Origin of the sequence: Rhizobium mayense, from assembly GCF_030272705.1 — a bacterium.
Taxonomy (GTDB): Bacteria; Pseudomonadota; Alphaproteobacteria; order Rhizobiales; family Rhizobiaceae; genus Rhizobium; species Rhizobium mayense.
In genome coordinates this window covers 22,507-37,086 of sequence record NZ_JARFYM010000031.1, presented here as the reverse complement: position 1 = coordinate 37,086, position 14,580 = coordinate 22,507, and the positions used below count along the sequence as shown (strand labels likewise).

General features: G+C 57.6%; 11 protein-coding genes and 1 pseudogene. 10 read left to right on the top strand and 2 right to left on the bottom strand.

Annotated elements, in window-relative coordinates; genetic code table 11:
- Positions 1-213 precede the first annotated feature (213 nt).
- The 3 genes and pseudogenes from PY649_RS27040 to PY649_RS27030 all read left to right on the top strand — a co-directional run bounded on the left by PY649_RS27040 (position 214) and on the right by PY649_RS27030 (position 3,398).
- A complete protein-coding gene (locus PY649_RS27040) occupies positions 214-1,539 on the top strand; it encodes a helix-turn-helix domain-containing protein (protein WP_285871950.1) in 1,326 nt (441 codons plus the stop codon).
- 84 nt (positions 1,540-1,623) lie between these two features.
- Positions 1,624-1,911, top strand: a complete 288-nt coding sequence (locus tag PY649_RS27035; protein ID WP_285871949.1) for a hypothetical protein — start codon at positions 1,624-1,626, stop codon at positions 1,909-1,911.
- Between the two features lie 466 nt (positions 1,912-2,377).
- Positions 2,378-3,398: pseudogene (locus tag PY649_RS27030) on the top strand (porin).
- A 142-nt stretch (positions 3,399-3,540) separates the two neighbouring features.
- Here PY649_RS27030 and PY649_RS27025 read toward each other — a convergent pair.
- Positions 3,541-4,041, bottom strand: a complete 501-nt coding sequence (locus PY649_RS27025; protein WP_285871948.1) for a YqhA family protein — start codon at positions 4,039-4,041, stop codon at positions 3,541-3,543.
- Between the two features lie 460 nt (positions 4,042-4,501).
- Between PY649_RS27025 and PY649_RS27020 the strand changes: the two genes are divergently transcribed.
- The 4 genes from PY649_RS27020 to PY649_RS27005 are packed head-to-tail and all read left to right on the top strand — an operon-like array spanning position 4,502 to position 11,313.
- Positions 4,502-5,674 carry an efflux RND transporter periplasmic adaptor subunit gene (locus PY649_RS27020; RefSeq protein WP_285871947.1) on the top strand — a complete coding sequence of 391 codons (1,173 nt, stop codon included), beginning with the start codon at positions 4,502-4,504 and terminating at the stop codon, positions 5,672-5,674.
- On the top strand, positions 5,671-8,826 hold the full coding sequence (locus tag PY649_RS27015; RefSeq protein ID WP_285871946.1) for an efflux RND transporter permease subunit: 3,156 nt from the start codon (positions 5,671-5,673) through the stop codon (positions 8,824-8,826). Before PY649_RS27020 ends, PY649_RS27015 begins: the two co-directional genes overlap by 4 nt.
- Before the next feature lie 27 nt (positions 8,827-8,853).
- Positions 8,854-10,596: an alpha/beta hydrolase gene (locus tag PY649_RS27010; RefSeq protein WP_285871945.1), complete on the top strand. Its 1,743-nt coding sequence runs from the start codon at positions 8,854-8,856 to the stop codon at positions 10,594-10,596.
- A 12-nt stretch (positions 10,597-10,608) separates the two neighbouring features.
- Positions 10,609-11,313 (top strand): alpha/beta fold hydrolase, encoded by a 705-nt coding sequence (locus PY649_RS27005; protein WP_285871944.1) that lies wholly within the window; start codon positions 10,609-10,611, stop codon positions 11,311-11,313.
- 14 nt (positions 11,314-11,327) lie between these two features.
- Here the strand turns inward: PY649_RS27005 and PY649_RS27000 are convergent, their stop codons facing one another.
- The gene (locus PY649_RS27000; protein WP_285871943.1) at positions 11,328-11,609 is read right to left on the bottom strand and encodes a hypothetical protein; all 282 of its coding nucleotides are present in this window, start codon (positions 11,607-11,609) and stop codon (positions 11,328-11,330) included.
- Positions 11,610-11,708: 99 nt separating this feature from the next.
- On the opposite strand from PY649_RS27000, the gene PY649_RS26995 reads away from it, so the two are divergent.
- From PY649_RS26995 to PY649_RS26985, 3 genes are read left to right on the top strand one after another with little or no spacing between them, the layout of a single operon-like run.
- The gene (locus PY649_RS26995; RefSeq protein WP_285871942.1) at positions 11,709-12,812 is read left to right on the top strand and encodes a LacI family DNA-binding transcriptional regulator; all 1,104 of its coding nucleotides are present in this window, start codon (positions 11,709-11,711) and stop codon (positions 12,810-12,812) included.
- Positions 12,813-12,867: 55 nt separating this feature from the next.
- Entirely contained in the window at positions 12,868-13,737 is an 870-nt protein-coding gene (locus PY649_RS26990; protein WP_285871940.1) for a carbohydrate ABC transporter permease, read from the top strand.
- Positions 13,727-14,560: a carbohydrate ABC transporter permease gene (locus PY649_RS26985; protein ID WP_285871939.1), complete on the top strand. Its 834-nt coding sequence runs from the start codon at positions 13,727-13,729 to the stop codon at positions 14,558-14,560. Before PY649_RS26990 ends, PY649_RS26985 begins: the two co-directional genes overlap by 11 nt.
- Positions 14,561-14,580: the final 20 nt, after the last annotated feature.

The following is a 14,580-nucleotide window of genomic DNA, read 5'->3' as shown; positions in this document are numbered from 1 at the left end:
ACGTGCGGGAAATGCAGCCGAGTGCGGAGGAGGAAAAGGGCGCGATGCCGTGTCAGAAAATCGCGATTTGGAGACTAAATCCTGTATATTTCTGTGGAATCCGTGTTACGCCTGTCGGCGCGTAAATATCAAAGTCTTGACCTGCCGCGTGTTCCTCAATTCGAAGAAAGATGATCAAGGGTGATATTGGACGACGGCTCCTCTCGCCGACCAATGAGGAAGAGAACCCAACACGCTGAACGCATCTATTCGGTCGTAGAGGGAAACGGCTCCTCGCCGCACGCAGAGGAATTCGAGGCATCCTGGAAACGATCCATTCTTAAATACGGCCTGGATCCCGCGGCCGAGGCCATCCCTCGCGTTCTCGCGCCAACGGAGCTGAAGGAGGTGCTCGAGCGCTCAGAAGAGCTCGTCCGCAGCGCCCGCGACGAGATTGATCGCCTTTACGGCACCACTCGAGTTGCCGGTTACGCCGCGCTGCTCGCCGATCCAAATGGCGTTTCGGTCGACCTCCGAGGCGAGGTCATGCCGACACTTCATCTTCGAGACCTCGGAAGCTGCGTGGGCGGTGTCTGGTCGGAAGAGATCCACGGGACGAGCGGCATCGGGACCTGCCTCGCGGAGGAGCGGCCGATTACAGTCCACAGGGCACATCATTTTCGAACCCAGCACACGCATCTGAGTTGTTCCGGCGCCCCTCTCTTCGGGATCGACGGAAGATTAATGGCCGTCCTGAACATATCCTCGGTCGATCCAAGTTTGTCAGAACGGGCGCACGCGCTGACCGGGGTGCTCACGACAGCTGCCGCGCGCGCCATCGAGGAACGGTTCTTTCGGGAGAAGTTCCACCGCGAATGGGTCGTTACCATCAAGTCAAGCTCCGGCGAACCGGGCATGCTGGTGGCAGTCGATTGTGATCATAGAATTCAGGGCGCCGATCGCGCTGCGCGAGTCTCGCTTGCCCTTGACGATCAAAAGATAACGAACGGGGTCAGCCTCTGGAACATCTTCAGGCGAAATGAGGATCTCTTCCGGGCCCGGCCCGGCAATGATTTTCTGGCGCAATTGGTGACCGTCGGCTCTGAAGACATTCGATTTGCGCTTATTACTCCGCCCTGCAGCTCTCGAGCGGGTCTTGTGCTCCATGTGCGCCCACGCCTCGATATGCTGAATGCAATGACGGTCCCCGAACCGGTTGCGCCCGTTCGCGGTGGTCTTTCGCCCAGCGCCCTCCGCCGTGTGCACGCATACGTCGAGGAGCATCTGATCGAGCGAATCCAGCTTGCTGATCTGTCGGCGGTTGCGGGTCTCTCCGTTTATCATTTCGCGCGCGAGTTCAAACGCACGGTCGGTGCTTCCCCACATTCATATATCACCCAAAGACGCGTCGAGACGGCTCAGGAGATGTTGGCGCGCACCGATTTGCCGCTTTCCGATATCGCGCTTGCTACCGGCTTCTTTGATCAAAGCCACCTTGCCCGCCACTTTCGCAAGTTTACTGGCGTGACACCGGCCGAATACCGCTGGTCGCAGTGCTAGATTGTGGGCAGAACGCAAGCGAGCATTCGCAGTCAGAGAAGAGATGGTAGCTGCATAGCTGATGGCATGCGGAAGGAGATCACCGTGAAGGGACGCATGTTACTTATTGCAGGGCTATCGGCGCTCGTCTCAACTTCAGCTTCGGCCGCTCGGTTGACCCGCGAATCGACGCTCGCCGACTGGGAGAATAGCCGAAGAGAAGATCAGATGGCTTTGGCAAAGGACCTGCTTGCCAGAACAGCCGGAAGAGATCTGGGCAAAACAGCGGATTTGCTGATTTGTATTGAGAACGTCGCCCGAAAACCGGCCTATGCGACCATACCCATTCATAAAATCGCGGCGCCGTGCCTGGTCTTGATCGGCGCCGAGTGAACTTTTCACACCCGTAACACCAACATCGGATGGTTTGCCCGACATGGCTGTCCGCCGCCGTGAAGGTCGCAGGTGCGCGGCTTTCCACCGCGCTGAGAAGGTGATTCCTTGCGATAACTCGGCAGAAAATAATAATAATACCTTATCAAATGATAATATAGTCTTATCATGCGAATGCTACTGATAAGTATTACGTGCACAAATGATGTGTTTCTTAATATTTCTAATGATGTTTTTTCGTATATATATTCAATATTGCTTATTTTTGTGATGTATTTCTGCATCTATGACACATTTATGTCATGTACTTTTATAGATTCGCCGCAATATTCTATTGGCTACAGTACTTCCCTCGCTATGTTGCCCGCGGAAGTCCAACGGCTTCCAAAAAAGGGAACAGCCAGATGAATGAACGCCACGGATAATCTCCGGGTCGTTCCGATCAGGCACACAGATTGGAGAAAAAATGAATATCAAGAGCCTTCTTCTCGGCTCCGCTGCTGCGCTTGCAGTAGTATCCGGTGCTCGAATACGTTCGCATCTGCGACGCATACGGTGCAGGCTACTTCTTCATTCCGGGAACCGAAACCTGCCTCAAGATCGGCGGTAAGGTTCGTACGGAAGGTGAATGGTACAATGCCTACAACCCGAACGACGTTCGTGGCACGCTCTGGCATACCCGCGCTGAACTGCAGCTGCAGACGGCTACCGACACCGAATACGGTCCGCTGAAGACCAACACGGAACTGCGTTGGGACTGGCAGGAAGGCGGCTCCACGGGCACGAACTTCCTTCACGGCAGCATCAGCCTCGGCGGCTTCACCATCGGTAAGGAAGACTCGCAGTTTAACGTATTCACCGGTTACGCCGGCGACGTCATCAACGACGACGTAGTCTATGACGGCCCGTACGAACTCAACCAGATCACCTACAACTATGATGCCGGCAACGGCTTCACGGCGGTGATCTCGGTGGAAGACACCAACTCTGGCAAGGGCGCTACCGGTGCTAACGGGGAAGACAGCTCGGATCACTACGCTCCGGACGTTGTCGCCGGTGCTGGCTACAAGGCGGGCGCATGGTCCTTCAAGGTCGTCGGTGGTTATGACTCCATCGTCGAAGAAGGCGCTGTCAAGGCTCGTGTCGATGCTGACTTCGGCGTCTTCTCGGCCTTCTTGATGGGCGGCTGGAACACGGACGGCGACAAGCTGAACAAGTACGCTGGCGCGAACGGTGGCGGCGACGCTTCTGGTATCGGCTGGGGCGATTGGGCAGTTTGGGGCGGCGTTGGCGTTCCGATCAACGACAAGCTGAAGTGGAACCTGCAGCTGGCTTACACCGACTCGAAGATCTTCTCCGCGACGACGAACATCAAGTGGAAGCCGGTCAAGAACCTGCTCATCGAGCCGGAAGTCACCTACACCAACTGGGATTCGATCAACGAAGATCAGTGGGCTGGTATTCTCCGCTTCGAGCGTAGCTTCTAATCTGATCTGAATTCGACCTCCGATCAGAGATGGGAGAAGGCCCGGTTTCCCTCCGGGCCTTTTTCAGTTCTGTCGCTAACATTTCCGTAATCCCCAATGGCGCGGCGATAGGATCTCCCTCCATGTCGCGTGAACAGGAGGATTATTTGCCTGCAACCGGGCGTTCTGCCGGACGCGCGTGCGGATTTGAGCCGGCGATCAGCTTCATGGCCGCGGCCAATAGCAGGACCGAAATGGGCAAGACCAGCGCGTTCCACTGCAGCATCTGATCGGTCTCGGCCACCAGCGTGGCAAAATGAACCACCAGATAGAGGATGATCATCTGGATAAAGAGATTTTTGAGCTCGGCGACGCTATCGATGATCATCCACTCAGGCAGCGCCGCGCGACGCTCCGGCGTTGGTTCGATCAGAAAGCCGAGGGTAATGGCGCATCCGAAGATAACAAGGACAATCGCGAATAAGAGCTTATCCGTCGCCCGCATGACGGCCGCGATCACGGCAAGGTCCGGATCTGTTCTCACAACGGCGTAGGCATGCCACAACGTGATCAGACCTTCCCAGAACATCAAACCGGCGGCGGCAATAACACCGATAGAGGCGAGCGCTATTATAAAGCGTAACTTCAGCAAGATGTTTATCATTGTCTCTCCGATCGAGCTGCAAGCGTCAATGAGGCGGGAGAAAGATTAAGGGCTGCTTGTTACTTTCCTGATGAGGCGAAGTTCCTAAATACGGAAGCTACATTGAAGCACGGCCAGCGGCCGAACCGCAACAAGCCGCATCTGTGAAATATGACCCGAGTGCCTGAGAAGCGTAAGATCGCAGCCACGGAAATCGAAGCCGTCATCTGCAGCAATAGCGACGCAGACGGCTTGATCGAAAAGCTCGCGTCCAACCCAGCTTAAGATCAAAAGCCGACGATGCGCTCTGACGTGTAGGTTGGTTGCTATTTGGAAAGCAAAAGCAGAATATCTACCCCTGGACGAAACCTTGCCTCGTTCTATCTCCGCGTTGATCCACCTCGCCAATTGCCATTGATCTGATGACTGCTTCCATACGCTCAAGTTGAGAAACCATCTCGCTTCTGTTGGAGACCGTTCGATGAAAGTGCGACGTCGAGTTCCGCAGGCTTACCTGGTTGCATTGCTTCTAGCTTTGATGTCCGCACCGCAGGCAGCGGTGGCGCAAACTGAACCATCCGTCGGCGTCATCAGCGTGCCGATCGAAGACGTTTCGCCGAAACACGAATTCGTCGGACGTGTGGAGGCGGTCAATGCCGTCGATATCCGCTCGCGGATCGAGGGCTTCCTGGACAAGCGCCTCTTCAACGAAGGCCAGCTGGTCAAGAAGGACCAGGATCTTTTCCTTATCGATCGGCGCTCGCTCGATATATCTCTGGCGGATGCCAACGCAGCACTTGCCAGCGCTCAGGCAAGCCTGGCGGATGCGCAACGCACACTCGCACGCAATCAATCGCTGACCGGCCAAACTGTCACGCGCGCGACATTGGAACAAAGCCAAACTGCTGTCGAAACCGGACAGGCGAACCTGTTGTCCGCGCAAACGCGCGTAAGCCAAGCCGAACTGAACCTCAGCTACAGCCGGATCACCTCCCCGATCGATGGACGCATCGGGGCAGCCGAATTGTCGGATGGAAGCTTCATCAGCGGCAGTTCGCAGATACTGGCGCGTATCGTCGAATTGGATCCGATCCGCGTCGTATTCTCCCTCAGCGACCGCTCGATCCTCGATCTACGTGCTGCCGCCGGCGATATCAGCAAGGAGGATCTCGCAAAGCGGTATGAGCCGACTCTGCGGTTATCGAACGGTCAGACCTATGCAGAGCCGGGAAAAATCGAGTTCTTTGGAAACGAAATCGATGAGGCAACCGGAACGCTCGCAATTCGAACACTGTTTCCCAATCCGCAGTCCTTGCTCATTCCGGGCCAGTTCGTAACTGTCATCGTGTCGGAATCCGAAAAGAAGCTGCGACCGATAGCGCCAATGGGCGCGGTTCAACAAGATCGCGACGGCAAATTCGTGCTGCTGGTCAACGACAAGAGCCAAGTCGAGCTGCGGCGGATAAAGGTTTCCGAGCAAGTCGGTGGAAATTGGGTGGTTGATGATGGGCTGAAAGGCGGCGAGAAACTCATCGTCGATGGCCTGCAGAACGTCTCCGAGGGCTTGACTGTCAAAGCCACTCAGGCACCACCCGCCGATAGCAGCGTGACTTCCTTGGCCCCAGCGGCATCACAACCCGGTTCGGTACAATGAATATTTCCGCGCTCTTCATTGCGAGACCACGGTTTGCGATGGTCATTGCGATCGTCATGATGATCGCGGGAGGTATCGCACTCCTCCTGATACCGGTCGCCCAATTTCCCCAGATCACGCCGCCGGAAGTCCAGGTGACGGCGAGCTATCCGGGCGCCAATGCGGGCGTCATGACGCAAAGCGTGGGAGCGCCGATAGAGGATCAGGTGAACGGCGTCGAGGACATGCTCTACATGTCGTCTTCGAGCACCAACAACGGCGGCTACAGCCTGACGGTAACGTTTGCGCCGGGCACGGATCCTGCCATTGCCCAGGTCAACGTCCAAAATCGCGTCGCAATGGCGACGCCACGCCTTCCTGCTGCCGTCACCCAAACCGGCGTGTCGGTCCGAACCCGTTCGTCCAGCATGCTGCTCGGTTTTGCGATCTACTCGCCCAAGGGCACGAAGGACGACGTTTTCCTCAGCAACTATGCGATGATCAATATCCGGGATGCGATCGCCCGTCTGCCTGGCGTCGGGGAAGCAAGCGTTTTTGGCCCGACCTATAGCATACGCATCTGGATGAACCCGGACCGCATGCAGGCCCTTGGGGTGACCGCCGCCGACCTGACTACGGCCATCCAAGCGCAAAACGCCCAGGCATCCGCCGGCCAGTTGGGCTCCCCTCCATTGACATCGGGCCAGCAGTTGCAATTGACCGTTCAGGCAAGAGGACGGCTTACCGACCCCACGGAGTTCGGCGACATCATTATTCGCACCAACCGGAATGGAGCGATCGTGCGCCTCCGCGATGTTGCCCGGGTGGAACTCGGCGCGGAATCCTACGATACGACGTCAACCCTGAACGGGCAGCCGAGCGCGACGGTCGTCGTCTATCAATCGGCTGACGCCAATGCGCTTGCGGTATCGAACGCTGTCCTCGGTGAGCTGAAAACATTGTCCGCGCAGTTTCCCGACGATGTCGCATCCACGGTCGTTTTTGACACCACCGCTTTCGTTCGGCAGACGATTCAGGAGATTCTAGTTACACTGGCGCTCACCTTCGTGCTTGTCGTGGTGGTCGTCTACATTTTCCTGCAAGACTGGCGAGCGACGGTCATCCCCACACTGACGATACCGGTTTCCCTGGTGGGCGGTTTCGCCGTGCTTTACCTCATGGGATATTCAGCGAACACGATCACGATGTTCGCCATGATACTGGCCATCAGTCTGGTGGTGGATGACGCGATCATCGTGGTGGAGAACGTTCAGCGTGTCATGACCGAAGCTGGCGTGGACGTACGCGAGGCAACACTGCGTACGATGAGCCAGGTCACAGGTCCAATCGTTGCCACGACGCTTGTGCTGGCCGCCCTTTTCGTGCCGGTCGCCTTTTTGGCCGGCATCACCGGCACGCTCTATCGTCAGTTTGCGGTTACTATTCTGGTCACGATCACCTTCTCGACGATCAATGCCCTGACGCTCAGTCCAGCACTTTGTGTTCTCATACTTCGGCCGGCAAGGGAGACGCGCTCGGGGATTTTCAACCAGGTAAACCGAGGGCTCGACACTTCAAGACGCTTTTACCTGCGCCTGCTGGATCAATTTGCCCGCCGGATTGCTGTCAGCGCCGCGGTTCTTCTATTGATTGTCGGCGGCATCTACGGCTTTTATCGAGTGCTCCCCGTAGGCTTTGTTCCGGCGGAGGACCTGGGCTATCTATTCGTCAACGTACAGTTGCCGGATTCAGCCTCACTTGAACGCACGCAACAGACAATTGCGACAGTAACCTCCTTGCTGCAACGGACGCCGGGGGTGGCAAATACGATCGGGATCTCCGGATCGAGCATGATCGGCGCCAGCGGCTCCAATTCCGGGATGGTCATCTCGGCGCTCAAACCCTGGAACGAGCGCGGAGCCGATCAAAGCGTTTTTGCTCTCATGAACCGACTGCGCGCTCAGTTCGGCGCGATTTCGACTGCGTCCGTCGTACCGTTCAACCCACCAGCGATTCCCGGTCTCGGCACGACCGGCGGCTTTGATTTTCGTCTTCAAGCCCGCGCCGGGCAAAGCCAGGAAGAACTCGCCGAAGTGATGCGAGGCCTGATTGTCGCGGCGAACCGGAGCCCGAGCCTGACAAATGTTTTCAGCACGTTTTCCGCCAACGCGCCTCAGATCTATCTCGACATAGACAGGAGGCGCGCGGAACTCTTTGGCGTTTCGCCCGCGGCGATTTTCAGCACACTGCAAGCGCATCTCGGATCGTCCTATGTGGACGACTTCAACATTTTTTCGCGCGTATACCAGGTTCGCATTCAAGATGAACCGAACTTCCGAATGCGCATCGAGGACATCCAGCGGCTAAGAGTGCAAAGTCAATCCGGGGACCTTGTGCCGTTGCAGGGGTTGCTTTCCATTTCAACTGTTTACGGTCCCAATTCCATCAACCGCTACAATCTCTTCCCGTCCGCGTCGATCAATGGGCAGGCTGCCGCAGGCACAAGCACCGGTGGCGCCCTCAACGCGATGGAGGCGCTCGCAGCCGAAAAGCTTCCACCGGGTTTCGGATATGAATGGACGGGTCTTGCTCTTCAGGAAAAGCAGGCCGGCGGTCAGACGGTCATCATCCTGATCATGGGGATCGTTTTCACCTACCTCTTCCTCGTTGCCCAGTATGAAAGCTGGAGCGTCCCTCTAGCCGTGATGATGTCGGTGACGGTCGCCGTCTTGGGAGCGTTGGGAGCTCTCGTGATCGGCGGCATAGATCTCAACATCTACGCGCAAATCGGCCTGCTGCTGTTGATTGGGCTTGCCGCGAAAAACGCGATCCTCATCGTGGAGTTTGCGAAGGAGCGCCGGGAAGAAGGCCACAGCATCATGGAAGCGGCAATCGAAGGAACGTCTCAGCGCTTCAGGCCAGTGCTGATGACTGCGATGGCATCCGTGCTCGGCGTGCTGCCCTTGGTCCTCGCCACTGGTGCGGGCGCGGGCAGCCGACAGGCGATCGGCGTGACCGTTCTGGGGGGACTGTTGATTGGGACCATCGTCGGCCTGCTTATCATCCCGTTATTGTATATATTCGTCCAGACGGTCAGGGAGGCCGTCAAACGCCGGTTTTTCGGTGCCGATCGCATCGCCTCAAGCGGCAAATCCACGGCAGCTCCGGATTAGAGGCGGGTTAGGAGATCTGGGGCGGGCATGAGCGGGAACACAGCAGCAACGCGAAAGTCTTGGTGGGCGGATATTGCTGTCGTGGGATTCGGTCCGCTATCTGGGCTGGGCTTAATTTTGGGCGCCTTGCTTTTCGCGTCGGCGTTGACGCCGACGCTGGTGCCGCGCGATATGCTGCCGCAGGGAGTGCTGGCCGGGCTTTGCTTTTTTATCGGCTATGCCCTGGGGGTCTTCCTCACCTGGCTTTGGACAGACCTGGAGCCGCCGCGACGAAGCAAAGCGCAAGCGCTGATACGCTACCCAGCGGCGGCGATCAGTCTCGCCTTTGTCGTCATTTCCCTATGGCGCTCGACTGCCTGGCAGAATTCCGTACGGGCCGCCGTGGGCATGCCGCAAGTCGAAAGCATCAACCCCTTCCTGATAGTGGGGGTTGCCGCCCTCACCTTTATGTTGTTGCTGGCGCTCGGACGTTTGGCAAAAGTGCTCGCCACAATCTTCTACGGACTGATGCGACGATACATCCCGCAACGCATCGCAATGGTCTTGGCGATCGCGGTGACAGCCCTCCTATTTTGGTCCATGGCAAACGGCGTCCTGGCTCGGGCAGCCTTCGAGGTACTCGATGCGTCATACCGTCAATTCGATGCGTTGCTTGAACCCGAACGGCCCCAGCCTCTCGAAAACGGCAGGACTGGAGCCGCTGGTTCGCTTGTAGCGTGGAATGAGCTTGGCCGGGCCGGGAGAGAATTCGTAGCCTCCGGTGCGCGTGCGAGCGACATCAGCGCCGTCACCGGAAGACCTGCCCTTGAACCGATCCGCGTCTATGTGGGGCTGCAATCGGAGAGCACGCCGCAGGAGCGAGCGAGGCTAGCCCTGGAGGAGCTAAAGCGCCAGGGAGGCTTTTCTCGTTCGGTTTTGATCGTGATCACCCCGACCGGTACGGGCTGGATCGACCCGGCCGCCATAAACCCCGTCGAATATCTTCACGATGGTGATATCGCGAGCGTGGCCGTCCAATATTCCTATCTCAGCAGTCCGCTTTCCCTGCTTGCCCAGTCCGAATATGGTGCGGAGACGGCAAGAGCCTTGTTCTCGCAGATCTACGGCTATTGGACGACGTTGCCGAAAGACAGGCGGCCGAGATTGTATCTTCACGGGCTGAGCCTCGGCGCGATGAACTCGCAGCAATCCGCCCGGCTTTTCGAAATGATGGACGATCCCATACAAGGCGCGCTCTGGAGCGGTCCACCTTTTGTCAGCCCCACCTGGCAAACCGTCACCGACGAGCGAAATGCCGGATCGCTCGCGCGGCTGCCGCAGTTTCGCGACGGCAGGATGATCCGTTTCATGAACCAAAACGGCTTTCCCCCACAGGAGACGTCACAGCCCTGGGGCCCGATCCGGATCGTGTATCTCCAATATGCCAGCGATCCGATTGTCTTTTTCAACGTCAAGGATTTCTACAAGGCGCCCGACTGGATGCGCGAGCCGCTAGGGCAAGATGTGTCGCCGCAACTCAGATGGTATCCGATCATAACCGGCTTCCAGCTGATACTGGATATGCTCGTCGCCAACAAAACACCGATGGGATTCGGTCATGTCTACGCGCCCCAACACTATATCGACGCCTGGATTGCGGTGACGGATGTGAACGGATGGTCCCAGGATCAACTGGCCGCCCTCAAGAAGCATTTCGAAGCGCCGGAAAAGGCTGGCTCAACATCGACCAAGGAAGCTCCGCAGCCCGGTTACGAAGGACGAGGAGGCTAAGCATTTGTCGGTATGGCGATAAGCAACGAAAGAGACGAGACGGAATCCGTCGTATTGATGCACGGGCTTGCTCGCGGCAGCGGATCGTTCTGGCTTATCGAGAAGGTGTTGGCGCGGCGGGGATTTCTGATCGTCAATAGAGCATATCCTTCAACGCGCGCGCCGATTGCCGAGCTTGCGCGCCATGTCGGAGGTGCAGTCGAGGCCTGCGGCGCGCGGCGAGTGAATTTCGTTACCCATTCCATGGGAGGAATTCTGGTTCGCCACTGGCTGGCACAGTCGCGGCCTCAGAATTTGGGACGGGTCGTCATGCTCGCCCCACCCAACCATGGTTCGGAGATCGTGGATATCTTCGGCGACATGCCGCCATTTGCTTGGATCAACGGCCCGGCAGGTCTCGAACTCGGAACCGGCGCGCAAGCCGTGCCGGAACTTCTGCCGAAACCCGACTATCCGGTGGGAATCATCGCCGGCGACATATCCGTCAATCCGGTTTTCAATTCGATCATCGATGGCCCCAACGATGGAAAGGTATCCGTCGCGTCGACACGGTTGGATGGCGCGCAGGATCATTTGGTCGTGCATGCCACCCACACGTTCATGATGTTCAATCCGATCGTGGTTGCCGAGACCATCAACTTCCTGGAACGGGGCGCATTTCATCACGGCCTAACATTGCAGGAGGCGAGTGCGACCATCCTTACAATGCTTCGGTGAAGAAGAAGGCCGCGCTACCACCCGATATCCCAAGGACGCGGCTTGCCGTGAAAGATCACGACCCGAGCTCCATCCGGGATCGAGCCGTCCCCACTTTCATCGTCATAAAGCGCCTGCCGCACATGCGATTTCCAAGAGACAATTTGGCCGGGCAATAAATCCTGCCATCTGCTGACGTGATCGAGCCAGAAGCGCTCCAGAAACACCTGGTGGCCGCCTTTGTGATAGGTGTCCATCCAGTGCTGTGGCCGATCAATCCATTCGGCCCAAATCCGCTCACGAGCCACTTCCGACATATAGATCCAGATTTTGAAGGGTAAAGGCAATTTGCCTCTTGTGGAAAGTCCAAAAGCTGTTAAACGTTTAACTGTAAAACGTTTAACAGCGAGGATGCGGTGACGCGTAAGCGAGCGACATTGACGGAAGTGGCCAAGCGCGCCGGAGTTTCCATTGCGACCGTCTCGAATGTCTTCAGCGGCCGCAAGCCGGTAAACGACGAGCTGAAGAAAAGGGTCGAGAAGGCCGCAAAAGAGCTCTCTTTCCAGATCGATCGCGCAGCCTCGCAATTGAAGTCCGGCAAGGCGCGGGTGGTTGGGGTGCTCGTGCCGGATCTCGACGATACGTTCTTCACCTCGCTCATTTCCCGTATCGAAGTCATGGCGTTGAAGGACAGTTACGACGTCATCGTGGCCAGCTCTCGCGACGACAAACAGCTTGAGGAGTCGCGGCTTCAAACGCTGTTGGGCTGGCGGCCTTCCGGCATTATTGCCGTCCCGTGTTCGGATATCGTGCCGGCGGTGCTCGCGCGCGAAGTGGCTCATATCCCAACTGTTCTGGTCGACCGCGTCATCACCCAATCTGCCGTGGCCGATACCGTGACGATCGACAATTTCGAAGCGGGCGAGATTGCCGGGCGCTATCTTGTCGAGATGGGGCACAAGGACATCGTGCTCGCAGCATCGAGTCTCGACATCGCGCCGATCCGCGAACGCGTCCGCGGTGCCGTGTCCATCATTCACAAAATGTCAGGTCGCGAGCCCACCGCAATCGAGCTTGGATCAAACGCAGAGCGCGGCGCTGAAATTTTCGCACATTGGCTGGAACGTCACCCGTTGCCATCGGCCGTCTTCGCACTGACGAATGTCACGACACTTGCGGCGCTGACCGCCCTCGCAAGGCAGCGTGTCGATATTCCCGAGCAGGTCTCGATCATCGGCTTCGACGATTACACCTGGATGAGCGCCCGTAAGACGGCGTTGACGGCCATTCGCCAGCCCGTCGACGAAATCGCACGCCTTGCATGGGAGCGCCTGCAGATCCGCATCGGAGGCGATGTCTCCGAACCGCACCCCAGCATTCTCAACACAAGCCTTAAGGTCAGAGAATCAACCCGCAGACTTGCCGATCCATCGCGAGGGGAAGGTCTCAAGCCGGCGGAGGAGCAGCCGGGAGAGACCATAGACAACGCGGCCAAAGAGAGGCCCAACCGAATCCATTAGGTGCCGAAATGGCGCCGGCAAAACATGCTCGCATGGGAGGAGCTTCATTTTGCGCATGAATAAGATCACCGAGGCGATACCTTTTCTCGCACCGGTGCAAATACTGACCCTGAGCGTCATCGTCATTCCGTCGCTCTACGTCGTGTGGCTGAGCCTCAACGCCTCGAGTTTCGGCCAGTCGGCGACGTTCGTCGGCCTCGACAATTATTTCAAGGTGTTGAGCGATCCAGCCTTCCTAGTCGCGCTTGGAAACACGGTGCTCATCGTCGTTTTCGCCGTTCATCTCGAATTGGCGTTGGGATTGGGAATAGCGCTCCTTTTTGCGAGCGGCCTGCCATGCCGGCGCATCCTGCTCGTCTGCGTGTTGGCGCCGTATGCGGTCAGCGAAGTCATCGCGGTCGCCATGTGGCGCTTTCTCTTCGATCCAGATATCGGCCCTGTGACCGCCATGCTGACATGGCTCGGGCTGCCGATGCTCGACTGGTCCTTCGAGCCGTCGCATGCATTGATCATGATCGGTCTTCTGACCATCTGGCTGCATCTGCCCTTCACCTTCATCATTCTTTACGCAGCACGGCTGGCGATCCCGAAAGACCTCTATGAGGCCGCACGAATCGACGGCGCGAGCCCCTTCGACGCCTTCCGCCGGGTAACCATGCCGCTGCTGGGACCGGCAATCGTCGTGGCACTGCTCTTCCGCTACATCTTTGCTTTCCGCATCTTTTCCGAGGTCTGGTTGCTGACCCAGGGCGGCCCTGCCCGCTCGACGGAAGTGGTTGCGGTCTATCTCTATCAGGAAGCATTCAGCTTCAACGCTTTCGGCACGGCAGCGGCCACCGCCTGGATCATGGTTCTCGCCTCACTCATCCTCGCGGCGGGATATGTCTTCCTTCTTCGCAAGAAGGTGGCCGGCAATGCGCATTGAAAAGCTCGCCATCGGAATAGGGAAAGCGATCGCCGTCGCAGCAGTCCTCGCCTGGTCGCTGTTCCCGATCGCCTTCATCGTCCTATCGTCCTTCAAGCCGGGGCAGGACATTTTCGCGGTACCGCCGAAATTCGTCTTTTCGCCAACGGTTCTGCATTACGTCGAACTCTGGAACAATTGGGGCACTTTCTTCGACGGCCTGCTGAACAGCACCATCATCACCGCCGGAGCCACGATCATCGCGATCACCGCCAGCACGGCAGCCGGCTATGTCTATTCGCGCTACAGCAGCCGGATGCTCGATGCGAGCGTGATGTTCCTGATCATTGTCCGTCTCATTCCGCCGATCGTCGTCACCCTGCCGCTCTTTCCAATCATCAATGCGATTGGTCTGAACGACACGCATATTGTTCTGATGGTGCTTGACGCGACCTTCTTCGTGTCGCTCGGCACCGTCCTGATGCGAACCTTCATCGATCAGATTCCAAGGGAGCTGGACGAAGCTGCGCAGATCGATGGTGCGGGGCGTCTTACGATCCTTCGGCGGGTCATTGTGCCGCTTGCGGCGCCGGGCATTCTGGCTGTTGCCGTTTTCGTGGTGGTGTTCGCCTGGAACGAGTTCCTGTTCGCCTTCATCTTCACCGCCACTCGAGCCAAGACCGCCCCGCTTGTGATTTCGGAAATGATCGGCTCGATCGATGGCGTCGACTGGGGCGTGCTGTTTGCCGCATCGACCGTTCAGCTCATTCCAGTGCTGCTCTTCGTCGTCTTTATGAACCGGTATCTCGTGGCCGGCCTGACCGCCGGCGCGACCAAAGGCTAATTCTGTCTGAAAGGGAGGAA

Excerpts from the sequence above, each read along its gene's own strand:
- PY649_RS27040 (WP_285871950.1), top strand. The coding sequence starts at position 214 with ATGAGGAAGAGAACCCAACACGCTGAACGCATCTATTCGGTCGTAGAG.
- PY649_RS27025 (WP_285871948.1), bottom strand. The coding sequence starts at position 4,041 with ATGATAAACATCTTGCTGAAGTTACGCTTTATAATAGCGCTCGCCTCT.
- PY649_RS27020 (WP_285871947.1), top strand. The coding sequence starts at position 4,502 with ATGAAAGTGCGACGTCGAGTTCCGCAGGCTTACCTGGTTGCATTGCTT.
- PY649_RS27015 (WP_285871946.1), top strand. The coding sequence starts at position 5,671 with ATGAATATTTCCGCGCTCTTCATTGCGAGACCACGGTTTGCGATGGTC.
- PY649_RS27010 (WP_285871945.1), top strand. The coding sequence starts at position 8,854 with ATGAGCGGGAACACAGCAGCAACGCGAAAGTCTTGGTGGGCGGATATT.
- PY649_RS27005 (WP_285871944.1), top strand. The coding sequence starts at position 10,609 with ATGGCGATAAGCAACGAAAGAGACGAGACGGAATCCGTCGTATTGATG.
- PY649_RS27000 (WP_285871943.1), bottom strand. The coding sequence starts at position 11,609 with ATGTCGGAAGTGGCTCGTGAGCGGATTTGGGCCGAATGGATTGATCGG.
- PY649_RS26990 (WP_285871940.1), top strand. The coding sequence starts at position 12,868 with ATGAATAAGATCACCGAGGCGATACCTTTTCTCGCACCGGTGCAAATA.
- PY649_RS26985 (WP_285871939.1), top strand. The coding sequence starts at position 13,727 with ATGCGCATTGAAAAGCTCGCCATCGGAATAGGGAAAGCGATCGCCGTC.